The organism is Mucilaginibacter gossypii, from assembly GCF_017569325.2.
GTDB classification, from domain to species: domain Bacteria; phylum Bacteroidota; class Bacteroidia; order Sphingobacteriales; family Sphingobacteriaceae; genus Mucilaginibacter; species Mucilaginibacter gossypii.
Map to the genome: position 1 here is coordinate 435,600 of NZ_CP071878.2, position 25,337 is coordinate 460,936.

21 protein-coding genes are annotated in these 25,337 nt (G+C 41.1%); 12 read left to right on the forward strand and 9 right to left on the reverse strand.

All coding sequences use genetic code 11. The annotated features are described in order from the left end of the window. Positions 1–6: 6 nt before the first annotated feature. From J3L18_RS02045 to J3L18_RS02060, 4 genes are all read left to right on the forward strand, one after another. Positions 7–573, forward strand: a complete 567-nt coding sequence (locus tag J3L18_RS02045) for a hypothetical protein (RefSeq protein ID WP_129571960.1) — start codon at positions 7–9, stop codon at positions 571–573. Continuing rightward, positions 560–3,937: a VCBS repeat-containing protein gene (locus J3L18_RS02050; protein WP_208102520.1), complete on the forward strand. Its 3,378-nt coding sequence runs from the start codon at positions 560–562 to the stop codon at positions 3,935–3,937. The genes J3L18_RS02045 and J3L18_RS02050 overlap by 14 nt, the downstream gene beginning before the upstream one ends. Before the next feature lie 210 nt (positions 3,938–4,147). Next, positions 4,148–5,878 (forward strand): GMC oxidoreductase, encoded by a 1,731-nt coding sequence (locus J3L18_RS02055; protein WP_129571961.1) that lies wholly within the window; start codon positions 4,148–4,150, stop codon positions 5,876–5,878. Positions 5,879–6,127: 249 nt separating this feature from the next. Next, positions 6,128–7,468 (forward strand): vanadium-dependent haloperoxidase, encoded by a 1,341-nt coding sequence (locus J3L18_RS02060; RefSeq protein WP_129571962.1) that lies wholly within the window; start codon positions 6,128–6,130, stop codon positions 7,466–7,468. A 155-nt stretch (positions 7,469–7,623) separates the two neighbouring features. Here J3L18_RS02060 and J3L18_RS02065 read toward each other — a convergent pair whose 3' ends face one another. Both J3L18_RS02065 and J3L18_RS02070 read right to left on the reverse strand, forming a co-directional pair. Further along, positions 7,624–8,328 carry a helix-turn-helix domain-containing protein gene (locus J3L18_RS02065; RefSeq protein WP_129571963.1) on the reverse strand — a complete coding sequence of 235 codons (705 nt, stop codon included), beginning with the start codon at positions 8,326–8,328 and terminating at the stop codon, positions 7,624–7,626. Between the two features lie 24 nt (positions 8,329–8,352). Continuing rightward, complete coding sequence (locus J3L18_RS02070) at positions 8,353–8,700, reverse strand: ArsR/SmtB family transcription factor (protein WP_129571964.1); 348 nt, start codon at positions 8,698–8,700, stop codon at positions 8,353–8,355. 175 nt (positions 8,701–8,875) lie between these two features. Here J3L18_RS02070 and J3L18_RS02075 point away from each other — a divergent pair, with 175 nt between their 5' ends. Both J3L18_RS02075 and J3L18_RS02080 read left to right on the forward strand, forming a co-directional pair. Then, entirely contained in the window at positions 8,876–11,710 is a 2,835-nt protein-coding gene (locus J3L18_RS02075; protein WP_129571965.1) for a TonB-dependent receptor, read from the forward strand. Positions 11,711–11,767: 57 nt separating this feature from the next. Continuing rightward, positions 11,768–13,138, forward strand: a complete 1,371-nt coding sequence (locus J3L18_RS02080; RefSeq protein ID WP_129571966.1) for a beta-helix domain-containing protein — start codon at positions 11,768–11,770, stop codon at positions 13,136–13,138. Between the two features lie 135 nt (positions 13,139–13,273). Here the strand turns inward: J3L18_RS02080 and J3L18_RS02085 are convergent, their stop codons facing one another. Together J3L18_RS02085 and J3L18_RS02090 are read right to left on the reverse strand one after the other, a co-directional pair. Further along, a complete protein-coding gene (locus tag J3L18_RS02085) occupies positions 13,274–13,945 on the reverse strand; it encodes an NAD(P)-dependent oxidoreductase (protein ID WP_129571967.1) in 672 nt (223 codons plus the stop codon). Positions 13,946–13,954: 9 nt separating this feature from the next. Further along, positions 13,955–14,431, reverse strand: a complete 477-nt coding sequence (locus J3L18_RS02090; RefSeq protein ID WP_129571968.1) for a hypothetical protein — start codon at positions 14,429–14,431, stop codon at positions 13,955–13,957. 129 nt (positions 14,432–14,560) lie between these two features. Here J3L18_RS02090 and J3L18_RS02095 point away from each other — a divergent pair, with 129 nt between their 5' ends. Beyond that, positions 14,561–15,187 (forward strand): MarR family winged helix-turn-helix transcriptional regulator, encoded by a 627-nt coding sequence (locus J3L18_RS02095; RefSeq protein ID WP_129571969.1) that lies wholly within the window; start codon positions 14,561–14,563, stop codon positions 15,185–15,187. A 134-nt stretch (positions 15,188–15,321) separates the two neighbouring features. Further along, positions 15,322–16,119 (forward strand): peptidase associated/transthyretin-like domain-containing protein, encoded by a 798-nt coding sequence (locus J3L18_RS02100; RefSeq protein WP_129571970.1) that lies wholly within the window; start codon positions 15,322–15,324, stop codon positions 16,117–16,119. Positions 16,120–16,473: 354 nt separating this feature from the next. Here the strand turns inward: J3L18_RS02100 and J3L18_RS02105 are convergent, their stop codons facing one another. Continuing rightward, positions 16,474–16,701: a hypothetical protein gene (locus J3L18_RS02105; protein WP_091170268.1), complete on the reverse strand. Its 228-nt coding sequence runs from the start codon at positions 16,699–16,701 to the stop codon at positions 16,474–16,476. 293 nt (positions 16,702–16,994) lie between these two features. Here J3L18_RS02105 and J3L18_RS02110 point away from each other — a divergent pair, with 293 nt between their 5' ends. Both J3L18_RS02110 and J3L18_RS02115 read left to right on the forward strand, forming a co-directional pair. Further along, entirely contained in the window at positions 16,995–18,038 is a 1,044-nt protein-coding gene (locus tag J3L18_RS02110; RefSeq protein WP_208102519.1) for an alpha-L-fucosidase, read from the forward strand. After that, positions 18,001–19,143, forward strand: a complete 1,143-nt coding sequence (locus J3L18_RS02115) for a hypothetical protein (RefSeq protein ID WP_208102518.1) — start codon at positions 18,001–18,003, stop codon at positions 19,141–19,143. Before J3L18_RS02110 ends, J3L18_RS02115 begins: the two co-directional genes overlap by 38 nt. A gap of 64 nt (positions 19,144–19,207) precedes the next feature. Here the strand turns inward: J3L18_RS02115 and J3L18_RS02120 are convergent, their stop codons facing one another. Continuing rightward, positions 19,208–20,158, reverse strand: a complete 951-nt coding sequence (locus J3L18_RS02120) for a Smr/MutS family protein (RefSeq protein ID WP_129571971.1) — start codon at positions 20,156–20,158, stop codon at positions 19,208–19,210. A 155-nt stretch (positions 20,159–20,313) separates the two neighbouring features. Here J3L18_RS02120 and J3L18_RS02125 point away from each other — a divergent pair, with 155 nt between their 5' ends. Continuing rightward, positions 20,314–20,820, forward strand: coding sequence for a DUF892 family protein (locus J3L18_RS02125; RefSeq protein ID WP_091170257.1), 507 nt, complete (start codon positions 20,314–20,316; stop codon positions 20,818–20,820). A 277-nt stretch (positions 20,821–21,097) separates the two neighbouring features. Beyond that, on the forward strand, positions 21,098–22,963 hold the full coding sequence (locus J3L18_RS02130) for a M1 family metallopeptidase (RefSeq protein ID WP_129571972.1): 1,866 nt from the start codon (positions 21,098–21,100) through the stop codon (positions 22,961–22,963). A 71-nt stretch (positions 22,964–23,034) separates the two neighbouring features. On the opposite strand, the gene J3L18_RS02135 is transcribed toward J3L18_RS02130, so the two are convergent. From J3L18_RS02135 to J3L18_RS02145, 3 genes are all read right to left on the reverse strand, one after another. Further along, positions 23,035–23,421: a YtxH domain-containing protein gene (locus tag J3L18_RS02135; protein WP_091170250.1), complete on the reverse strand. Its 387-nt coding sequence runs from the start codon at positions 23,419–23,421 to the stop codon at positions 23,035–23,037. A 187-nt stretch (positions 23,422–23,608) separates the two neighbouring features. After that, on the reverse strand, positions 23,609–23,803 hold the full coding sequence (locus J3L18_RS02140; RefSeq protein ID WP_090533335.1) for a cold-shock protein: 195 nt from the start codon (positions 23,801–23,803) through the stop codon (positions 23,609–23,611). 120 nt (positions 23,804–23,923) lie between these two features. Beyond that, positions 23,924–25,060 (reverse strand): GAF domain-containing protein, encoded by a 1,137-nt coding sequence (locus J3L18_RS02145; RefSeq protein ID WP_129570469.1) that lies wholly within the window; start codon positions 25,058–25,060, stop codon positions 23,924–23,926. Positions 25,061–25,337 lie beyond the last annotated feature (277 nt).

Sequence of the window (25,337 nt, forward strand, 5' to 3'; positions counted from 1 at the left end):
TTAGCTATGAGATATTTTAAAGGGATCCTGGTTATTGTATGTCTCATTTCTGTATTTTCTTGTAATTCAGACGACAGAAAGTATGAAAACTTAGTAGCGAGTGAACTTTCGCGGGGGGTGAGAAGAGATAACCTGTTTCAGGGAATAAAATTAGGGATGACCTCAAAAGAGTTTTATACCCACTGTTGGGAAATGAATAAAAAAGGGATCTTTTTTGCAGGCCCCGGCAATACAACAGTTTTATACAAACTAAATAAGGAATTAAAATATCCGGCTTCCATGAATTTCTACCCTGATTTTCGGCAAGGTAAAATTAGCAAAATGAGAGTGAGTTTTAGTTACGATGCTTTCGCCCCTTGGAATAAACAAATGTTTGCTGATAGCCTGCAGTTGGATGTATTAAATATGCTGAAAAAATGGTATAAGGAAAAGGACTTTATCCGTATAACGGATCCGGCTAAAGGGACGATTTTTGTGCAGGTCGATGGTAACCGGCGAATTATCATCGGGAAATATGATGACGCCCACGTAAAAGTAGATTACACTGATTTATTGACAGATGAAAAAAAATAAGGTGAATTTTACTTTTTTGACAGAAAAAACTATTCATGATGTTTTTAGCATCAGGTACTGTTTTGTGTTCTTTTTATTGGCTTTAACCAGTTGCCAAAAAAAGCAAAGTGGAGGCGGCAATAAGCTTTTTGAACTTTTAAATTCCAATGAAACGCATATCGATTTTGTTAACCAATTATCGTATGATGCTAATTTCAATATTTTTACTTATCGTAATTTTTATAACGGTGGCGGTGTAGCAATAGGGGATATCAATAATGACGGATTGCCGGATCTTTTTTTGGTGGGCAACATGGTGCCCAGTCATCTATATTTAAACAAAGGCAATTTTCAGTTTGAAGACATAACCGGGAAAGCCGGAATTACCAAGCTCGGCAGATGGTCTACCGGTGTTACTATGGCAGATGTTAACGGTGATGGATTGTTGGATATTTATGTTTGCAATAGTGGCGATGTTAAGGGCGATCATAAACAGAATGAACTATACATTAACAACGGTAATCTCACTTTTACCGAACGGGCAAAGGAATATGGAATTGGTGTAAATGGATACTCAACCCATGCTGTTTTCTTTGATTATGATCATGACGGAGACCTGGACCTCTTTATGTTAAGCAATTCTTTTAAGGCAATCGGCAGCTTTAATATTCAGAATAATGAACGGAATAAAAGAGACTTATTAGGTGGGCAAAAATTATTCAGGAATGATGGCGGCCATTTTATCGATGTGAGTGAACAGGCCGGTATTTATGGTAGTGTGATTGGTTTTGGTTTGGGGGTAAGTGTGGGAGATGTAAATGGGGATGGCTGGGACGACATCTATGTTTCCAACGATTTTTTTGAACGTGATTACCTGTACATCAATAATCACAACGGTACCTTTAAAGAATCGCTTGAGGATCAGATGAAAAGTATTAGTAATGCATCAATGGGGGCCGACCTGGCCGATATCAACAACGATGCACATCCTGATATTTTTGTGACGGATATGCTTCCGGCATCAGAATCAAGGCTTAAAACAAATACCACTTTTGAAAACTGGGATAAATACCAGCTTGATTTAAGATATGATTATTATCACCAGTTTACCAGGAACACGCTCCAATTAAACAATGGCAACGGAACTTTTAGCGAGATAGGCCGGCTTTCGGGAGTTCATGCAACCGATTGGAGCTGGGGAGCGTTGATCACTGACCTTGACAATGATGGATTCAAAGATGTTTTTATCGCTAACGGTATTTATAAGGACTTAACAAACCAGGATTATATTCAACGTTTATCCGATCGGAACGTGATGGGGAGTGTTTGGACAAATAAAGGCATAAATTACAAGAAGCTAATAGATAGCATGCCATCGGAGGCTGTGCCTAACTATGCCTACCGAAACAATGGAGACCTGTCATTTACCAATAAGGCAGCCGAATGGGGTCTTGGAGATCCGGGTTTTTCGAATGGTTCGGCGTATGGTGATTTAAATAATGATGGGGCGCTTGACCTGGTGGTGAACAATGTAAATATGCCGGCTTTTATCTACCGAAACAACAGCAGGAAGCTGGAGCCGGCGAATAAATATTTGAAAGTAGCATTGCAGGGCGAGGGGAGGAACCGCTTTGGCGTAGGGGCACAGGTAACGTTATACTATAATCATACATTAAACTACCAGGAGCAGGTTCCGTCGCGGGGATTTGAATCGAGCGTAGACACCCGTTTGAATTTCGGGTTGGGTAAAATAAAGGAGATCGATTCGATAGTGGTAAAATGGCCTTGCGGTAAGCAGAAAGTATTAAAAGGAGTAAAACCCAACCAGACAATCACGGTAAAAGAGGCTGAATCGGGACTGCCCGGGAAAGCAGTGAGGGGGGCAGCCGGTTCAAAGCCGGTGTTTGAACAGAGTACAGATAACCATGGGATAGATTTTGTGCACAAGGAAAATGACTTTATAGATTTTGACAGGGAAAAGCTGATCTTCCAGATGCACTCGGCCGATGGCCCGCGGATAGGTAAAGGCGATGTCAACGGCGACGGTTTGGAAGACTTCTATATCTGCGGGGCCAAGGACCAGCCAGGCGCATTATATATCCAAACGCCAGGGGGGCGTTTTAAACGGAGCAACGAAAAGCTGTTTGAGCAGGATAAGGCCAGTGAAGATACGGACTGTTTGTTTTTCGATGCGGATGGCGACGGGGACCAGGACCTGTATGTATGTAGCGGAGGCAACGAGTTCTCGGCTAACTCGACGGATCTGATCGACCGGCTATACATCAATAATGGGAAGGGTAATTTCAGCAAATCGCAACAGGTGTTGCCGTCATTTCAGTTTGAGAGCAGCTCCTGCGTAACGGCCGCAGATGTTGACGGGGACGGGGACCAGGACCTGTTTGTTGGAGTGCGGTTAAAGCCGGGTGAATATGGCTACCCGTGCAAGGGGTATCTCCTGCAGAATAATGGCAAAGGCTATTTTACAGATGTAACCGACGAGAGGGCCCCGGGCTTAACGGAATTGGGTATGGTTACCGATGCCAAATGGTTTGATTATGACCGTGACGGAAAACCAGATCTGGTGGCCTGCGGGGAGTATATGCCGATCCGGATATTCCATAATGAGGGGGGGCGTTTAAAGGAAGTAACGCGCGAAGCGGGCCTGGAGTGGAGTAATGGGTGGTGGAACCGTCTGGAGATTGCGGACATAGACGGCGATGGTTACCCGGATATAGTAGCCGGGAATCACGGGCTAAACTCCAGGTTTAAGGCAACCAGAGCGAAGCCTGTAAGTATGTATGTAGGGGACTTTAGCGGCACGGGCAGCATAGAAGATATAGTATGCACCTATAACGGCGATAAACAATACCCGATGGCATTGAGGCATGACCTGGTAGGCGAACTTCCCTACCTGAAGAAGAAATACCTGCGGTACGCTCAGTACAAGGAACAAACGATGGAAGGTATATTTGGCAGGGAGCTGTTACAAAAGATGGTTAAGCTGGATGCCTGCGAAATGCGGAGCAGTGTGCTGCTGAATAAGCGGAATGGCAAGTTCCTGATGAAGCCATTGCCGGTGGAAGCGCAGTTTTCGACGGTTTTTGGGCTGGTGGTGAAAGACTATGATGGGGATGGAAAAAAGGACATTGTGCTGGGAGGCAACTTTTACCAGTCAAAACCGGAAGCAGGGATCTACGATGCCAGCTATGGACTGCTGCTTAAAGGAGACGGGAAAGGTGGCTTTACGGCAGTTAAGCCTCAGGTAAGCGGCATCGTAATAAAAGGGGCGGTACGTGATATGAAAGAGATTAAAGCCGGAAACAACAAGCTGCTGATCGTAGCTAAAAATAATGATAAAACAGAGGTACTGGTAAAGGCCAGATAAAAAAGGAGTAAATGGAATACAGTATAGGGAATAGTGATAAAATAAAATTACCTGCATTGTAAATAGGGTGGTAGTAAAATACAACCGAATTACCATCGTTGAATGATGGGCGGATAATTATATTATCCGAAGAAGCAGAAATTTATTACTGAAAAATAGAAATTGCCGAACTATAATTTAACCGAATACCATAAATCTAAATATAGTCAAATGCCAATAGATTCATTGAACGTAAATACCAAAGCTAAAATTCAAAACACCTACGATGCTATTGTAATCGGCTCGGGGATTAGCGGCGGATGGGCTGCAAAGGAATTAACCGAAAAAGGGCTGAAAGTATTAATGCTTGAACGCGGTCGTAATTATGAGCATATAAAGGATTATGTTACCGCTACCAAAGATCCATGGGAGTTTGAACACCGGGGCAATGCTACCTTACAGCAGAAAACAGATAACCCTGTTATATCCCGGGATTGGGCCATGTACGGGACCGCGGCCCAGGAACCCCTGATGAAGTCATGGGTAAATGAAAAAGATTGTCCCTATGTGGAAGTTAAACCGTTTACGTGGTGGCGTTCATATCAGTTAGGCGGAAGGTCTACTTTATGGGGGCGGCAAAGCTACCGGTGGAGCGATTTTGATTTTGAAGCTAATGCAAAAGATGGTATTGCTGTTGATTGGCCTATTCGTTATAAAGAACTGGCGCCATGGTATGACTATGTAGAAAGATTTGCCGGAATAAGTGGATCGATGGAGGGCTTGCCCCATTTACCCGATGGGCACTACTTGCCGCCTATGCAACTAAATTGTGTGGAAAAAGATGTGGCATCAAGAATAAAAGCTTTTTACAAGGGGCAGCGCCACATGTTTATAGGCCGTGTGGCCAATCTTACCGCGCCTATCCAGGCAAGAACGCAGTGTCAGTTTAGAAACCGGTGCTGGGAGGGCTGCCCATTTGGCGGTTATTTCAGTACACAATCTTCAACGCTGCCCGCAGCAATGGCAACGGGTAACCTTACCGTGAGGCCATGGTCAATCGTAACCAAAATTTTGTACGATAAAGACACCCGCAAAGCGACTGGTGTTGAGGTGCTGGATGGCGAAACGAATAAAACCTATGAATTTTATTCAAAAATTGTATTCCTGAATGCTTCTGCACTGAACAGTGCATGGGTTTTGATGAATACCGCAACAGATGTATGGCAAGGCGGATTGGGCAGTAGCAGCGGCGAATTAGGACATAATATTATGGATCATCATTATATGCTCGGCGCACAAGGAACAATAGAAGGCTTCGAAGACAAATACTATTTTGGCCGCAGAGCGAATGGTTTTTATATTCCCCGTTTTGTTAACTTGTTTGGTGATAAAAGGGACTTTCTGCGCGGCTATGGTTACCAGGGAAGCGCCAGCAGGGACGGCTGGAGCCGGGATGTTGCGGAAATGAATATAGGTGCTGATTTTAAAGATGCACTTACAGAACCTGGTGCATGGCATATCGGAGCAACCGGTTTTGGTGAAATTTTGCCCTATCACGATAATAAAATAACGCTTAATAAAGATGTGAAAGATAAGTGTGGGTTGCCTGTACTTTCAATGGATGCGGGTTTGAAAGAGAATGAGCTAAGTATGCGTAAGGATATTATTAAAGAATTGGTGGCCATGTATGAAGCGGCCGGGGTAAAGAATATCACAACCTGGGATAAAAATTATGCAATTGGTCAGGGCATTCACGAGATGGGGAGTGCACGTATGGGTAAAGATCCAAAAACATCGGTACTCAACGCGCACAACCAGGTTTGGGACGCGCAAAATGTGTTTGTAACTGATGGGGCCTGCATGACTTCAAGCGCGTGTCAAAACCCATCGCTCACTTATATGGCGCTGACCGCACGCGCGGCTCACTATGCTGTGGATGAGTTAAAAAAAGGCAATTTATAAGCGATATATTTAAGCTTTAATTTTAATAATTAATCAGACGAAATATAATTAATACAATACAGCAATATTGGTAAGCAGCTGTTTTATCGCAAAACGCAGCAAAATTCAAAGCCCGAAGATACCGGGATAATAGTTCCGACTCATTATCATGGGCAGTAGATTTAAATGTCGCTATCATTTTTAGATATTATCAAATATAAAGCACCTTTTCATATAGTAGCTATGCTGCGTCACAATTAATAAATTTTTATGAATCGTTTTTTACTTTGGCTTTCAGGGATTATCATTTTGCTTAGTTCCTGCCAAAAAGCTGATTATCAAAGGATAACTGATAATCCGGAATTGTACCGTATTACGGAAAAAAAGTTAAATGACATTATACTTGAAAATAATTTTCCGCCGGTCATTGCTTCCCGTAACTATGCGTATGCTAACATTGCCGCATACGAGGTAATATCCGCCCAAGACCCTAAAAAATTCCGGTCGTTGGCAGGTCAAATCAGGCATTTAACCGCTACACCAAAACCTGCTCCGGGTGTTGAAATTGATTACCCGTTTGCATCGTTGCTTGCCTTTTGCTATGTAGGGAATGCGGTTACATTTCCTGAGGGGAGTATGGATGAATATGTCGATGCATTAAAAAAGAAAGCAAAAGATGGCGGAATGCCTTCTGATGTATTTGAGCATTCGGTGAACTATTCAGATGTAGTTGCAAAGCACATTATGAAATGGAGCAAAACGGATCATTATGCACAAACACGATCCGCTAACAAATACACGGTTACAAAAAAAGAAGGGCGTTGGGTACCTACACCACCTATGTATTCACAAGCATTGGAACCGCATTGGGGAGAGATCAGGCCTTTGATACTCGATTCTGCTTCGCAAGTGGCGCCACCACCTCCTCCTTTATTTGATATGAAGGACATAAATAGCCAGTTTTATAAGGATGTATTAGATGTAAAGTCTATTGGTACAAATCTTACCAAAGAGCAAAAATACATCGCTGATTTTTGGGATGATAATGCCTTTAAGTTAAACGTTGTGGGACATGCCACCTTCGGAACTAAGAAGTTCTCACCAGGCGGGCATTGGATGAATATCGCGGGGATAGCCTCAGAAACGTGCAAGGCCGATTTTAGCAGCACAGTTTGTGCATATGCTGAAACATCGATTGCTTTATTCGATGCATTTATCAACTGCTGGTATTTTAAGTATAAATATAATTTAGTTCGCCCCGAGACTGTAATAACCAAATATTTGGACCCTGACTGGAAAACATATATTCAAACGCCCTCATTCCCCGAATATGTCAGTGGCCATGCTGTAATATCGGCAGCAGCAGCCGAGATTTTGACCGACCAATTCGGAGATAATTTTGCATACCGGGATACATCAGAGACTGAGTTTGGAATAGCACCCCGTAGCTTTAAATCTTTTAGTGAAGCGGCAATGGAAGCGGGCATATCGCGCGTTTATGGCGGCATACACTTTAAAAATTCCTGCATAGTTGGAACAGAAGAAGGTAAGCAGGTTGGGCAACTGGTATTAAACCGATTACATATGAAGATTAAATTGCATGAAAAATGAGTTTATATCTTAAGATCGATTCCATCTTCGCTTGTTGCCTTTAATATACATTAATGTTATACTGAATTATGCTCAGCCATTGCATTAAAAAGGATAATCACCAAGAGTGGCGTGAAAATCTCCTACATAACATATGAATGTAATATAAACAGCATTTATCGGGTAGCCCGCCTGGTTGGGAAATGTTCGGAGACGGGAATACCGGCCTGCAGCACGTTACTGACATTTTTTAATACGGCCTCGTCAAACCCGCTTTTGTCAACCATTTCCACAATTTTGAAACTATAGAATTGCTTTTTTAATACATCACATTCAACAGATAGTGCCAGCGCCAGCAGTTGTAGCTTCCCCGGAGGAAAGTCCTTTTTATCTGATTCTATTCTGCTTAATTCGCTCCGGTTCATTCCAAGTTCTGCGGATAAATATTCTTGTGAAAACTTTAATGTTGTCCTGTACTTTTTGATCAATCCACCAAAACTCAAAGCGGCAGGTGGGAGGCTCTCTTTCCCGGAAGCGACGGTGTTAGGGTTTAGTGGCTCAATAGGTGCGTAGCTGCCGATGATTTTGAAAAGATCGGCCAACTGCCTGGCAGGGCGGTTTATATCGGATGTTTTAAGCTCATATCTGATCTTTCTATTCTCGCGTCTGATGGTTACAAAGCCTGCTTTTTTAAGATCGGTTATATGCTTCGTTAATTGGCCTGGGTTAAAAGGAAGAGAAAGTAATGCCTCGTGAGACAGTATGTTGTTATTAGCGATAAGCGCTTTGAAGATACATACCCTGATTGGGAGCGCCAGCAACCTGGCAAAGTTGCAAAGTTCCAGATCTGCTTTATTGATATCCATATTTGAACCGGGCATAGATACGATATTATAGAATATAAATTAATGTTGTTCCGGTTCAGCTTCGTGGGAATCCGGTATGCCCAGTTCTTCTACGAGGCGACCATAATGTCTGGCGAATCTGCTCCACATATTTTCATTTAATGTATACAAAGATCTTTTTCCATCGATGCTAACCGAGATCAATTCGGTTTTGATCAACTCCTTCAAATGATGGGATACTGTAGATTGTGCGAACGGTAGAAATTCAACGAGCTCGCCTGTGGTAATCCCAGGTTTCCTTGCAATGATACGGATAATAGAGATCCTACCGGGGTGCGACAGTGCTATGGATACATCTGCGATGAACTGGTCGGGATAACTGAACTCTTCTGTTTTCTTTTGTGCCATCGCTGTTTACAATTATTTGATCGTGCTAAAATAGAGTTTGTTTTTTGAATGTTGGAAGCTTCTTGATCTATTTAAGATTGTCTATAATATCGATTATTTAATATATTCTTTTTGATAATATGAAGTTAACATTGGCTTAATTTATCGCCGATAATTTTGAGCGTCATTTAAGATTATGCAAAAGTTTACTCGGCTCTTTTCTTTCATTCTTTTAAGTTTTTTAATAAGCTCCAATTCATTTGCACAGTCATTGGGTAAAATTGCCGGTAAGGTAATCGACCAAAAGACTGGTGAAACACTCATAGGCGCGACAGTTGGCTTACAGGGCGGCAGCAAGGGCGCTGCCACCAATGTGGAAGGCCGGTATATATTGAGTGGACTTCAGCCGGGCAAATACAGTATCGTTGTTAAATACATCGGTTACCAGAGCAAATCGGTTTCTGATGTGGAAGTTCAGGCAGGTGCAGTAACCTCGCTGGATGTCGCTTTGACCCAATCTTCAACGCAGGCTCTTAATGAAGTTGTTGTGAAAGCTACTTACCGCCAGGCTTCAGTAAACGCCCTTTACGCAAGGCAGAAGAATAGTATACAATTAAGTGATGGTATATCTGCCGATATGATCCGTAAATCCCCTGACCGGAATACTGGTGACGTTTTGAAACGCGTCAGCGGAACAAGCGTGCAGGAGGGTAAATTCGTTGTTATCCGTGGTTTATCCGAAAGGTATAATAATAATATGATGAACGGGACAACGCTGCCAAGTTCCGAACCGGATAAAAAAGCTTTTGCTTTTGACATCATTCCTTCAAGTCTTGTCGATAATATTATCGTGTACAAAACGGCGACGCCAGATCTGCCCGGTGATTTTGCGGGTGGTACGATCAATACTATTACCAAAGATATTCCCGACAGCAGGTTCCTGGAAGTGGCGATAAGCGTTGGCTATAATTCCAAAACTACCCTTAAGAATAATTTTATTGATGCGAGGCCTAACGGGAAATATGATTTCCTTGGATTCGATGACGGTTCAAGAAAGCTGCCTGCGGCTTATTCTAATGTGAAAAAAGACTATACATCCGGGACAACAAGTGCCGAAAAAATCGCTATAGCGCAGCAATTTCCCAATACTTTTTATTACAAAGAAGGGCAAATGAGCCTTCCCAATATTGGTTTTCAATTTTCCACGGGCAATTCCAAAATCAATACAAATGGCAATCGCCTGGGTTATAACTTCAGTCTGAACTACAGCAATGGGCACCGTGCATCATTTGGTGACAGAATTGGTTATACCGGGTTCAATGACGCATCGAAAGAGCTTCCTCTGTATAGCTTTGACCGTAATACCTATACCAACTATAAAAGCCTTGGCGGTTTGCTGAATTTCGCTTATACATTCGGAAAAAACAAAATTGCCTGGAGAAACCTTTACAATAACGATTTTTCTGTTGACTTCGAGCAAACCAACAATGCCCTGAATTTTGAGGCCGGTCAAACAGACCCGCTGCGCTACAAAGGCTACTCTGTGGAGACAACTCAAAACGGCATTTATACTTCCGCATTGGAAGGGCAGCACACGCTGGGAAAAAAGAATATTATTTTTGACTGGAATGCTTCCTACGGTTTATCATACCGGAACCAGCCCGACCAAAGGATCGTAACCATCTATACACCTTTGAACCAGCCCGAATATATCTCATTATCCAGCGAAAACAGCCCCAAACCTAATGACCTTGGCCGTGTGTATTCAAAATTAAATGAAAATATTTACGGCGCGAAAGCAAACCTGGCAGTTCCGTTCAAGTGGCTTGATGAGTCGCAGAAATTGAAATTTGGTGGGCTTATTTCTCATCGTGACCGTGATTTCAGCATTGACGCGCTGGGATACACTGACGCCATAGGCTTCGGAAACAAAGCAATCCCGCTCACCGGCGGTTATACGATCTTTAATGTGTTCAGTCCTCAAAGTATTGCTCAAAACGGGATCGATCTGTCGCGTCTGGACCTTAGCTCCACCGATTACAAAGGAAAAGCCGATCAGGACGCGGGTTATGTGATGCTGGACAATAAGCTGAACAAAAAAATCCGTTTGGTTTGGGGGGCACGTGTTGAACGGTATGCGCAGTCGCTTAAACCGCTGGGCCAAACCGAACAGAAATATAATAATACCGATGTTCTGCCTTCGGGTAACCTGACCTATAGTTTATCGGAGAAGGTGAATTTACGTGCGGCATACTTCAGGTCGGTAAACCGCCCGGAGTTCAGAGAGCTTGCCAGTTTTCGCTATTTTGACTACCAGACTAACTTTATCGTCAGTGGTAATCCGGACCTGCAGCGAAGTATAATTGATAACGCAGACCTTCGCTTTGAATATTATCCGTCAGGAGGGGAGATCATCTCGGTTTCGGCTTTTTACAAGAAATTTAAGAATCCGATCGAGCAGATCAATCAGGGTAACGATATTTTGACTTATCAGAATGCGCTCAATGCCAAGGATTTCGGTTTTGAAGCCGAGATGAGGAAGAAACTGAATTTTATTGCTGAGGGAAGTTTCTTGAATGATGTAACATTTTATGTGAATGCTTCCTATATCAATGCCAAGGTAAAGCTGGCTGACGGCCGTAACGCATCTACCCCCCTTCAGGGACAGTCACCCTACCTGATTAACTCGGGCCTGTATTATACGCCAGAAGGTAGTGATTTTTCTTTCAACGTGCTTTATAACAGGATAGGGGAGCGTTTACGTTTCAGGGCCGTTACCGGTGGTGTGGATATCTATGAGAAGCCGCGGAATGTGATCGATATGCAGCTAAGTAAGGCTTTATTTAAAAAGCGTGCCGAGCTTAAACTGACCGTATCCGACCTGCTTGCGCAGCCTTTTGCATTGTATAATAATTACGGAAGCTCGGGGAGTACCGCATATAATGCTAAAGAGGATAAAATAATCCAAAGCCGTTATTCGGGTTTTGGAACAACCCTTTCGTTCAAATATAATTTCAGTTTCAAAAAATAATCACGCTATACAGTAAAAGGCATTGCAATTTATTATCAATTATTATTAACAATTATTATGAAAAAAACGTTGTATTTACTTGGCTCATTAGCCATGATAGGATTAGCTTCCTGCTCAAAAAACAATGACCCGGGTACAAATCCGCCGGTTAATCCTCCTGCTGTTACCAAAATGGATGTTAGGGGAAAGATTACTAAAGACACGCACTGGACCGCCGATATTACTTACAGGCTTCGCGGTTACGTTTATGTGGATAATAATGCAACTTTAACCATCGATCCGGGAACCAAAATTGTGAGCAATAAAGACTCAGCAGGTGTGCTCATCATTTATAAAGGAAGCAAGATCAATGCCGCCGGAACTGCTGATAAGCCAATTGTTTTCACCTCGGCGGAGGCTGATCCGAAACCAGGTAATCTCGGTGGCCTTGTGATCGTTGGATCGGCTACCGGTAATGGCAACCACGCAGTTCTTGAAGGCGGCGTAGATACCGAGCACCAGCCATTCGGCGGCACAAACGACGCTGATAATTCAGGTGTTTTACAATATGTACGTATTGAATATGCCGGTAAAGCGGTTAATCCAGGTGATGAAGTAAACGGCTTAAGTATGTACACTGTCGGCAGCGGTACCAAAGTAGATCACATTGAAGTGCTTCGTGGCCTTGACGATGCTTACGAGTTTTTCGGCGGTTCATTTAATGCTAAATACCTGGTTGCCTATAACAATGCCGATGATGACTTTGATTTTGATGATGGATACCATGGTAAGATCCAATACGCGATCTCTGTTAAAGATCCGGCATTTACTGATAATAAAGGTACCAGCGGTGATATCTCAAACAATTTTGAAGTGGATAACACAACAGATGCTAAAGGTTATTTATTAACTCCTAACACATTCCCTTTGTTGTCAAACTTTACGGCTATAGGGCCTAATAACGCCACAGGAGTATCCGCGGATTACGGCTATGGTATGCGTTGGAGAAGAGGTGCAAAATTTATTTTGGCTAATGCCATCGTAATGGGAGGGCAAAAAGCGGGCTTAGACCTGGATAATGATCCAACCGCTCAGTATTATATTGCCGGAACAAGCGGTTTAAAAAACAGCTTGCTGCAGGCGGTAACTTCACCTTATAAAGTTGACAAATTGGCTACAGCTGGTTTACTGGACGCAGCAGGTTTGAAAGCTTTAGTTGAAGGCCGCGATGGCACAAAATCATTCACTGCTGCAGCAGATATTATGTTGACCGATCCGTTTAACAATGCTGCTCCAAACTTATTGCCTAAAGCAGGTTCACCGGCAATTGTTGCGGGCAAGTTTGATGGCTCCTTATCCGATTCGTTCTTTGATAAAACCAACTATATAGGTGCGATCGATCCAGCTAATGACTGGTCGAAAGCTTCCTGGATAGTTTACGGAAAATAATCCGCAGCCAGCTAAAGAAAAGACCTTTTCAGCGATGGAAAGGTCTTTTTTTATTATATGAGATAGTCAGCTTTGATTGGATCGCTAAGTTAACAGTAGTTAAAAATGTCCCGCTTCATTGGCGGAATTTTAGTGTTAATATCCAATTTCAACTGTTGCCTGGTAAATATCCCGGTTAGCAATGTTATTGATGATAAAGTGCGCAACATCAGCCCTTGATATTTTGAGGCAGTTTTTAAGAAATGCATTAATAGCTATGCGATATGTGCCGGTAACAGCCTGATTCGTAAGCTGCGGTGGTCTAATGATAGTCCAGCTAATGTTACTGCTTTTTATCACCGCCTCCATTTTGAACAAATCGGTATACATATGTTTCAGCAGTTTTTGAACTACATATTTTTCAACAAGCCTGATATAAAATGGGAGTACGGGGCTTATTTCAATTGCACTGGCCGAGATCAGGAACATGCGTTTTATGCCTTTTTGTTCCATCGCTTTTAAAACATTAGCATTACCTTGCGAATACAAAGTTGTGGGCTTATCTGATCCGAAACCACCGGGCATGCCTATTGCCGAAATCACAGCATCCTGGTTTTCAAAATTATTTTCAAATGCGCCGGGTTGCATAACATCACCGCTTACTTTTTTTAGATTGGGGTGCTCGATTGCTAAATTGGCCGGGTTTCGTAATATTGCGGTAACCAGGTGCCCGGCCTGAAGGGCCTGTTCAACACACTGCCTACCAATGCCGCCGTTTGCGCCTACAATTACTAACTTATAAATAGGGATGTTTTGTTGCATTTCCATTTTTTGCGATTAACTAAATTTGAAAATGCTTAAAAAAACTATGCTGAAAAACAATATCAGCTGTACTGTAAAAAAGATATTAAGGTTCACCTTAATTTGGTCAACCCGTTCTGCTAAGTAAGCTTTGTCGTTATTCATAATCATTCGTAACTCTTCGCCTTGCTTCCTTCCAAAAAATATCCCGTTTAGCATTAGAACCAAAACAATTCCTATTTTTATTCTAAACCATAGCTGTTCGCCAAATACGCCATGGGTTAAGGCCATCATGCCAATGCCTGTTATAACCAGCAGGGCGGCACCTATTCCAATCAGTGTTGATGACTTAGATGTACCCGCCAGTATGCCTTTTGATTTTTCTGTATCATCATCAAAATGCTTCCAAAAGGTTTTAAATACTGTAAAATCAACAATGGTGGTGCCCGCCATTATAGTTAGCCCTGTTAAGTGTAGTATTAATAGTGCTGGTAAAAAGAGTGAGGTATTCATTTGTTATGATTGATTAAATTTGTAAAATATACCATATGGTAGTAAAACAATACAATATTATACCAAAAGAAAGTAAATAGCAAATATTGGAGACGTTTTTTTAGATTTGATACCAAAAGGAAATAGCACGTGAATAAAACAGTTGAATTGGTTAAGCTTTGGGGCGATTATGAGGAGAAAAATCCCGGTTGTAATTTGGATGATTTCTTCCGGCATCAGCTAATGGCCAAGGCAGCAGATGAGAAGAAAGCGACGCCCGACTGGCAGTTAAGGCCGGGAATTAACGGCAAACTCATGATTTTGATAAGACGGATAGGGAAGTACCATATGGTATATTCAAACAAAGCGCTTGAAGGTACAGGGCTTGATCAGATAGAGGAGTTTGGTATTTTAGTTACCATTTTTAACCAGGTTAACCCAATAAAATCTGAAGCTATTTATAATAATATAATCGAACTATCAAGCGGTACCAATATGCTTAACAGGCTAAAAAAACGCGAACTGATAACCGAGTATGAAGATATTGATGATAAACGTATTAAGCGTTTAAAATTAACAGCCCATGGAGAGGAAACTCTTGGAAAAGCCAAAGTACGTGTACTTGAAGTTGCGCGAATGATGACCAGCGCATTGAGCGAGGAAGATAAACAGCTTTGTTTTCAACTGCTTAACCCCGTTAGCGAAAAGTTTGACGGAACCTTCCAAAAATTTAAAAGCAAAAGTTTTGATGAAATTTTTGAAGCTATGATAAAGTAGTTTATTGGCTTTTTTAACGGAAAGAAAAGTTTTGTGACCGTAATGCGGCAAGTGTTAATATTTGTTAAAAGCGTAAAGGTTAATAATTTATGCGTATATTTAGTTAACCTGCTCACCTGTTAACTGAACCCGTCATGAAAACATTGAAACTTACCTCAACAGTAATATTGATGCTGTTGTCAATAAATCTGTTTGCCCAGCGTGTTAAAGGTATCGTTATTGATAAAACTACCTATTTGCCGGTGGCAAATGCTTTTATCAATACACCGGCATCAAAAAGCATAAGTAATGCCGAAGGGAAATTTTTGTTAGCCAACGTAAAGCCCGGTGACACTTTAAGGATCACCAGCATAGGTTACAAGCCTTTTAAGCTTATAGTCAGTTTTTTAAAATTTGATACCTTAAGATGTTACATTGAGCCCGCGGCAACTGTTTTAAGTGAGGTAAAAATCAGAGCCAGGCGTAATGCCAGAGCCGATTCATTACGTAACAGGAGGGAGTTTGCCTCTGTTTTTGCCTATCGTAACTCAACCATAAAAGATGCGTTTATAGCACGTCCGGCTGATCTTGATTTTGGTAAGCCCAGCAATCACATAAATGCGGATAAAAGTACAGCAACTATCTTGAGCATCAACTTGCTGTCGGTGATCGATATGTTGAATAAGAACAAAGCTCCGCAATCAAAGTTGCAAAAGATTTTGCTGAAGGATGAAGAAGATGAATATGTGGACCGTTTTTTTTCGCCGGAAAAGGTGAGTTCAATAACTAATCTTAAAGGCGATTCGCTGCAAAATTTTATGAACCAATATCACCCCGAAATTAAAAAAGTGAAAAAGATGAGCGATTATGATATGGTCAGTTATATTAAAAAAAGCTACGCTGAGTATCTCAAATCGGGTAGCAGGCAAACGGCCCTGCTTTTTGCAAAGTGAAATGGTCTAGTATTATTAAGCGATACTGTGTTTTGAACAATAGAACGTGTATTGTTACTGAACGGTTTCGTTACCTTTCAATTACAAGGTATTTTTTGTTGCAGCTATAGCAAAAATACCTTTTAACCGGCAGCCAAAATGTCAATAGCTTTAACAATGCCGGCCTGTGAATTCTTTGGCCGGTATTAGTTTGGCACTGTGGACAAAATGTATAGCTGTGCCTTTTTTTTGAAGGTTCATTTTCAGTATCTACAATATGCATAACATGAATACAATTAAACCCATTGTATCCTCATAAGCAGGCTTTATTGATTAAATACCCAAAACTGAAACTATTACTTTATGGAATAGTTTTTATGAGGCTTTGCTTTTATATTGTGTGCCTGTAAGCACAGGCGATTTTTGGTTAAACCTGTTCCATTCGTCAATATTTACCATACCGGGAGCAGTTGCATAATGTTTTTTATTTGTTGGGCAGGTAACTATAAAACCTTTACGGGTTTGATCAATTACGGGACGTGCACCACATTCTTTGCAAGGCTCACAATGGATATTGGGTTGAATTTGAATAGATTCGGACATTACGTTTTTTTAAATGTTAAATGAACCCTTGCTGCTGAGCAAGAGAATTTTTTTCATTATGAATTAGGGTTGGGCTGTGTTGCTACAAAGATGCAAATAATATTTTTATTAAAAAAACGCAATTTGTGAAGCGGATTTTACAATTATGTAACATGTTTATTAGCAAAAGTGTAAAGTTGAGTTGTTTTGTGTGCATAATTGTGCAACCGTTAGTTTACAACACGCAATTTCAAGTTGTGAGGCTTTTGTTTATTAACAACTTTTTTACACTTTGAGATATTGAATTCCTCCTCATGAAAAAAATCATAAGCCCACTGTTGTCGTTATTATTTTGTATTCATTTTGCATCTGCACAACCGTCATCTTCTTCGATAAAGCAATGGCAAGATCAAAAGTTTTCCATGTTTATTCATTTTGGTGGCATTTATTCAGTTTTGGGTGGTGTTTGGGATGGGAAGCCGGTTACCCGCGGCTTAAGTGAGCAAATTCAGGCCCATGCTGGTATTTACAGTGATACTTACGCCAACCTGGCCAAAAACTTTAACCCGGTAAACTGGAATGCTGATAGTATTGCACTGCTGGCTAAAGCGGCTGGAATGCGCTCTGTCGTACTAACTTCAAAACATCACGATGGGTTTTGCATGTTTAAAACTGCAACTACCGATTTTAATGTGGTTGATGCTACTCCATTTAACCGTGATGTGGTAAAGGAAATGGCCGAAGCCTGTAAAAGGCAGGGTTTAAGGTTCGGTTTGTATTTTTCGCTGATAGACTGGCATTATCCGCAGGCGTCACCCATATCAAGTCATAATTCTGATTATATAACACCCGAGCATCATGAATATAACAAGAAGCAGGTAACCGAGTTACTATCAAACTATGGCACTATATCCGAACTTTGGTTTGATATGGGGTCGCAAAGCCCTGAACAAAGTAAAGAGCTTTATCAATTGGTGCACCGCTTGCAGCCTGATTGTATGGTAAGCAGCCGTTTGGGTAATGATCAGGGCGATTTTGCCGTAATGGGTGATAATCAATATCCCGATTATTCCATTGGAGTGCCCTGGCAGTCGCCTGCTTCATTTTTTGACGAAACCTGGGGCTACCGATCATGGCAAAAACGCGGAAGCGAGGATGAAAAGTATAAAGAGAAATTGGAAAGCCTGATCCGCGTGATTAGCAGGGGAGGTAATTACCTGCTTAATATCGGTCCCAAAGGCGATGGCTCAGTAGTTGGTTTTGAAAAGGATGTTTTATTGAAGATAGGCACCTGGCTCCATAAAAATGCCGAAGCTGTTTATGGCACAACTGCCGATCCATTTTTTTACCCCCTTTAACTGGGGTAATATAACTGCTAAACCCAATAAGCTTTATCTTTTTGTAACCTCGGTACCCGCTGATGGCCTGATCACTTTACCCGGTCTGGAAGGCAGGATCAGTAATGTTTCTGTTTTGGGCGAACAACAATCGCTTAACTTTAAGCAGGCAACTGATGCCGCTGTGATAACCTTACCCGCAGGTTTTGACAGTGAAAAACAAATAAAAGTTATAGCGGTTGGCATTGCCGAAGGTTACAAGGTGCAACCTGTTCATATCCTGAGCAGCATTTATGACCACATGAAACTGGATGAGCACAACGCTTATAATTATTATAGTTCATCGGGCATTGATTATAACAGCAATTATCAAAGTACTGTAAAGCAAAGCTGGACAATTAAGCCTAAACACAAAGGCAAGTACCAGCCTGCTATACAATATACTGACGAAGAAAAAGGCAGCATTGTTGACCTAACTGTAAACAATGTAACCACCACGTTCAAGCTCGACAGCGATAGGAAGATGAAGTATAAACCTGATACGGCTAAAATAAAATGGGGGCCATTATATATAACCGGCCCATACTCAGCAGGCTTAGGAGGTTTAAATGGCCGCGCGGATAAAATCGATATCTCAAAACCTTTTACCAAAGACACCGATAAACCATGGCGGTCTATAGACGATTATAAAAACGGCCAGCTGATTGATTTGCCCGCAGGCATGGATAATGCTTACTACATTTTGCAAAACATCAACGCAGGCAAGGATTTAATTTACGCGCAGGTTAAGATTACCAGCGGCGATGGCATAATTGTTTTGCTTAATGGGAGGCAACTGCTCATCAATAATAATCCGGGTAAGGCTGCCTCTATAAGTCATGTCATCGGTTTGGATTTGATGCCCGGCAATAACCAGTTACTGATAAAAGTGTTCAACAACTTTAAAAAGAACATTCCTTTTGCGCTCACACATAGTATTCCACAAAATATCTATATTAAAGATCTCGAACCTTTAACGCTTGAAGCAAATGAACTTTACCCGGTGAGTTTAAAGTTACATGATCCCGCATCGCCGAATCAAACTTTAAAGTTGCCTAATCTTGAAATTGTGTTTACGAAAAAGTAAGAAAATAAAAGCCGCCTTGCCAAGGTTTCAAACCTCGTAAGGTGGCTGATGCTGTTGTAAATTGTTACTTCAATAACACCTTGGTAGCGCCGTAACCAAATTTTTCTTTACGGGCATCCATAAAGGTTTGTACTTTTTTATGCCTGCCCAATTGTTTGTGTAGTTCATTACGCAGCGTGCCATTGCCAGCACCGTGTATAAAAGTAATATCAGGTAGTTGATGAACAATAGCTGCATCCAGCGCTTTGTGAAAATGGGCCAGCTGAATCTCCATAATTTCAGCGCTGCTTAAAAACTGATAATCGTCCCGCAACTTTTCTATATGCAGGTCAACTTCGCTAACCGGCTTTTCAATCACTATTTTTTCGGTAGGGCTTTCAAAAAAGCTTTCCTTCAGTTTTTGAGCATCAATAACCAGTTCAGGCTCGTCGAGCCTGATGAGCCAGCCGGCCTGGTTAAGTAATGGAATGTTCTTTTTAGTGGTTGAGAAATCCTTGGCCTTAAACTTTTCATGTATAGCCAACGGTGCCGGTGGTTCAACATTTTGTTTGGTGCTGAATAAAACGCCGAAAATAAATTTTGGCCAAACCTGCAGATCGGCCAGTTGGGCGGAGTAGATATTTTCGGTTGATTTTGGCGCAATAATCCCTGCAAATTCGCCTTTAAATACCTGTTGCTTATCCGTTGTTAAAGTAGCGAGCAGCTGAAACGAAGTTTCATTGATTAAATGAAAATGTACGACAGAACTTGCCCTGGTATCAGTAACCACACCTATATAAACGCCTTTTTTAACAAATTCACCTGGTGTTACGAGCTTTTCATCCGTTGTATTGTTGCTTTTTGTCGCCCCTGCAGGTTGGTAACCATGAACGTAAGTTACTTTGCTGGCAAGTACCGGAATCTCAAAATCGTCATCGCCGGTAACACCTATCATCTGTTCGTCGATGATGCGCGTTACAAAACCTTCCATTTTTTCATCAACAAATCGAACAAAATCGCCTAATTTATATTTCATAGCATTATGTTATTGCAATGCAAAGTTAATTTATCCCGGCACATCTGTCCGGGTAATAAAACTTAGTTATTTTTAAGGTAAGTTTGATAAGCAATTGCGTGAAACAGCTTTTAAGAAATATATAAACCCTAACTATATACTTTTAACTTCATACCATGAGCAACAATACCCCTAAAACACTGGATAACGATTTGTTAAAACAGGTATTTGTCCACAATCTTAACCGTATTTATTTTGGTAAATGTTACCTTGATAAACATCTTGCACATTTGAAAAGTCTCGCTTCGTTTACTGCATTGCAGCAGGCTATACAGGAGTTTTGGGACGATATTAAAAAGCAGATAGAACGGATGAAGAAGGTGTATACCCTGATTAATGAAATTCCATCAGACAAGAACTGCAACCCTATAAAGTCCATTGTTAAGGATGAGTTTTGCCTGGATGAAGAGCAAACTATACCTGTATTGCTGGATATGGATATTATGTTGTATCTGCAGTTACTTGAGCATATTAATATTACATCGTGCCATATGTTAATAATGGTGGCCCAACAGCTTAATTATACTGAAGCTCAACAATTACTTACCGAATGTAAAGATGAATCAATTGACAACGATGAGCTGTTTACGCTTATTAGCAAAGAATATATAATTGCAGATTAAGTATCTATAAAAAAGAAAGCCATCCGCATAGCGCAGATGGCTTAAATGTTAGTTATTTAATACCCCTATTAAAATAACTGATAACAAAGTAAAAAAAAATATATCCGATACCGCAAAATATTTATTTGTAAATAATCTTTGTGACAGCTTTGTTACAAAATAAGCTCTGATATAGCGATTTATCAAGCGATTTTTTGTTTTAAATTTTCCGATTAATGTTTCCTGCATATCGTTATTTAGTCCAATTAATTTAAATTGGCAAAGAAATTTAAGACATATGACCAAACCCTTCATTTTATCTGCATTAGCCTGCATTGCATTTATACAGGTTAAGGCCCAAACCTTGTATATGCCCCGCGATATACAAAAAGCATTCAAAAACGAAACGCGCTCGGCTGATGGCCGCCCCGGCAAAAAGTACTGGCAAAATTATGGCCGTTATAATATCAGTATTACGGCTGTGCCTCAAAATCGTACTGTGAAAGGCACAGAACAGATCACTTATGTTAATAATAGTCCGGATACTTTAAAAAGGCTTAACATGAAGCTTATCCTGAACATTCATAAACCGGGTGCCGCCCGTTTTGGCGATGCAGGGGCTGACTATCTTACACCGGGCATTCAGTTTGATAGCTTTTCAATTAATAGCGAAGCAAAAAAAGTTGCATCAGGTTCAACAAATCAAATGGTTGGTTTAAGTAAGCCGTTGATGCCTCATGATTCTGTTAAGCTTGATATTGGCTGGCATTTTGAAATTTCGAAAGAAAGCGGCCGCGAAGGAATGATCGATTCAACTACCTGTTACCTGGCTTATTTTTATCCCCGGGTGTCGGTTTATGACGATTACAATGGCTGGGACAGGCTACCTTTTTTAGATGCTCAGGAATTTTACAACGACTTTAACGACTATACCCTGCACGTTACCGCGCCTAAAAACTACGTAGTTTGGGCTACCGGTACCCTGCAAAACCCTGAAGAGGTGCTTCAGCCTGAATATGCAAAACGATTGAAGGCTTCATTCACCAGTGATTCAACTATCAATATTGCATCGGCTGCTGAGCTTGCCGCCCATAAAGTAACGGCTCAAAAGGAGATGAATACCTGGACCTGGACCGCTAACGATATCAGCGATATGGCTGTAGGCATCAGTGATCATTATGTATGGGATGCGGCCAGCGTTGTGGTTGATGACGCAACAAACCGCCGCGCCAGTATGCAGGCAGCTTTTTTAGATAGCTCGGAAGATTTTCACCATGCGGTACAAAACGGCCGTAATTCATTAAGCTGGTTGTCCCACAACTGGCCGGGCGTGCCATATCCGTTCCCCAAGATGACATCGTTTCAGGGCTTTGCAGATATGGAATACCCTATGATGGTTAACGATAGCCATACCAATGATGTACGCTTTTCGCAATTTGTGCAGGATCATGAAATAGCGCATACCTATTTTCCTTTTTACATGGGTATTAATGAAAGCCGTTATGCATTTATGGACGAGGGCTGGGCAACAACTTTTGAACTGTTGATAGGAACATCAGAAGTTGGCAAAGAAAAAGCAGAAGCATTGTACAAAAATTTCCGTGTTGACAGATGGATCCATGATGCTTCAACCGCCGAAGATCAGCCGGTTATTACACCATCGAGCGAATTGCGGGGTGGGTACGGTAATAACTCATATGGTAAGCCATCATTAAGTTATTTAGCGCTGAAAGACATGCTGGGCGATCAACTATTCAAAAAAGCCCTGAATGGATATATGGACCGCTGGCATGGCAAACACCCAATACCATGGGACTATTTTAACTCTATGAGTAATATTACAGGTAAAAACCTCGATTGGTTTTTCAATAACTGGTTCTTTACTAATTACTATATTGATCTGTCGGTAAAAGGCGTAACCAAAGCAGCCGGTGGTTATACAGTAGCAATTAAAAACGTGGGCGGTTTTGTAATTCCGTTTGATGTAAAAATTACTTATGCTGATGGTTCCGGCGAGAGCATTCATCAAACCCCCGTGGTTTGGGAAAAAAATCAAAAGCAAATTGCAATAGATATCAAAACCACTAAGACCATTAAATCAGTTACTTTAGACGGCGGCATATTTATGGATGCCGATGAAAGTAACAATTCATGGAATAGATAATAGAAAAGCTTATAAAATAATAAAACCCTGCTAACTGGCAGGGTTTTATTATTTTATAATAGTACTAAATATTATGCGTTCTGTACAGAATTGTTCCAGTCATTGGCAGTCGCTTTGACTTTTGATTTCGCTTCATCCGCGGCGTCACCTGCTTTCCCTGCAAGGTCGTCGGCTTTTGATTTTGCAGCATCAACAGCTTTATCTTTAGCGTCCCAAAGGTCGCTAACAGTTCCGCTAAACTTGGTTTTAGCTTTGTCAATCACACTATTACTGTAATCTTTAATATCTCCGGCTGTTGTTTGCGCTTTGGTTTTGGCAGTATCAACCAGGTCGTTTATATAATCTGCTATATCGCCTCTTAATTCTGTTCCTTTTTCAGGAGCTAACAATAAACCCAAAGCCGCGCCCGCCGCTGCACCTACCAATAGTGCTGCTATAATTTTTGCTTGATCTTTCATGTTCTTTTCTTTGTTTTATGTGTAGTCGATTTATGATATTATTGGAATAAACAACAACAATGCCAGTTTTTATTTGAAAGTAACATTCAAATATTAAGCTGATGTACGCAGCAGGTTAACAAAAAAATAAAGCAAAAAAAGGCACTCAAACTTTGAGTGCCTGGTAGGCTTAATGATTATATTATAATTATATAACTTTTACATTTACCGCGTTAAGACCTTTACGGCCGTTTTCAACTTCGTATTCAACGGTGTCGTTTTCACGAACTTCGTCAATAAGGCCTGTTGAATGAACAAAAATATCCGGACCACCATTGCTTGGTACTATAAATCCGAAACCTTTTGTTTCATTAAAAAATTTTACTGTTCCTTGATTTTGCATTCTTTTATTTATTAATGCCGCCAAGGTAGTTATAATTTACCGTAATCAGCAATAGCCAAAGCGTAATTTAGGTGTAAACCAAACCTGTGGAATGGTATTTGGATTTTAGATAATTGATGGTCAGGCTACTATTGCCAAATGGCCTCCCTGGATGGTATCTTCCGAATCTTTTACTATTCCCCGTATCTTTTCATCCAGTTCGTTAACGGTATGTTCTATTATATTAAAGTAACCAAAATCAATATTTTCCATCCGCATGAGGTCTAATATACCAAGCAGGGATGCCACCGGCCTCCGCAATTCGTGCGATTGTATGATAGCTATACGGTTAAGCGCCTCTTTTTGAATATTGATTTGTTCCTCGTGTCTTTTGCGTGTAGTAATATCTGTTGAGTTAATAGCTATCCCGATTACCTCGCTGCTATTATTTTTTACAGGGATAAATGAGGTTTCTTTCCAGCAGGCATTTGGCGTTCCGGACAGCAGTTCCCATTCCCGTTTAATGGAACGGCCGGTTAATGCTATCGCAAAGTATTTCGAAAATGAATTTACCAGCGCCGGCTCTGTATAAGCGATAATATTATCACCATTGGCCAGTTTTTTATTATATAGGCTTCTGATAAAAACCGACGCAGATTTATTGAATGCCATAACCTCAAGATTACGACCAACCAGGATATGGGTATCTTTTGAACTGTCGAAAATTGCTTTCAACTTCATTTCCGATTCGCTGATAGACGCTTTTTGTGATTGCGACTGCTGGTGCTGCTGCTCAAGCGAACGTAAACTTGAATTAAGTTCCATGAGGTTTACAACCTGCCTGGCCAGCGTTTTTAATGATTTAATCTGTTGCTGGTTAAGTTCATGGGGCTTAAAGTCAATAACACACAGGCTACCAAGGGCATGGCCATCTTTAGTAATCAAAGGGGCGCCTGCATAAAACCTTGCCTGTGGATCCTCAATAACAAGAGGGTTGGTGTTAAAGCGTTTGTCATTAAGCAGGTCGGGCACAACCAACACCTGTTTTTGGATAATGGTGTGATTGCAAAATGATAAATCACGTGGGGTACAGCTGATATTGATGCCGGTAGCGGCTTTAAACCACTGCATGTCGGTATCGAGCAAAGTAACCAGGGCGACGGGAGTGCCGCAGATCTGAGCTGCTAATCCTACTATATCATTTAAATCAACCGCTATGTCACTATCCAGATCCTTAAATCTCTTAACGGCACGCAGGCGCAGGGGTTCGTTATTCATTGTATATTGTATAAGGATTAGTAGTTTTTTATATATCCAACACGGAGCTTACGCACACTATAATAATGAGCTTATTAAACACATACGCAATAGTTTAGCTAATAGTTGTATAAATTACAGAATAAAAAGATATAATGGCAATGATTTTAATACAATTTAACTGGTTAATTATTGTTTAAGGTGGAAATTCACTATAGATAAAATCTTTCGGATTAAGTACCTTTTTTATCGGATGGATTGAGTACATGAAAAGACTAATGTCCCGCCAAAAAAATCG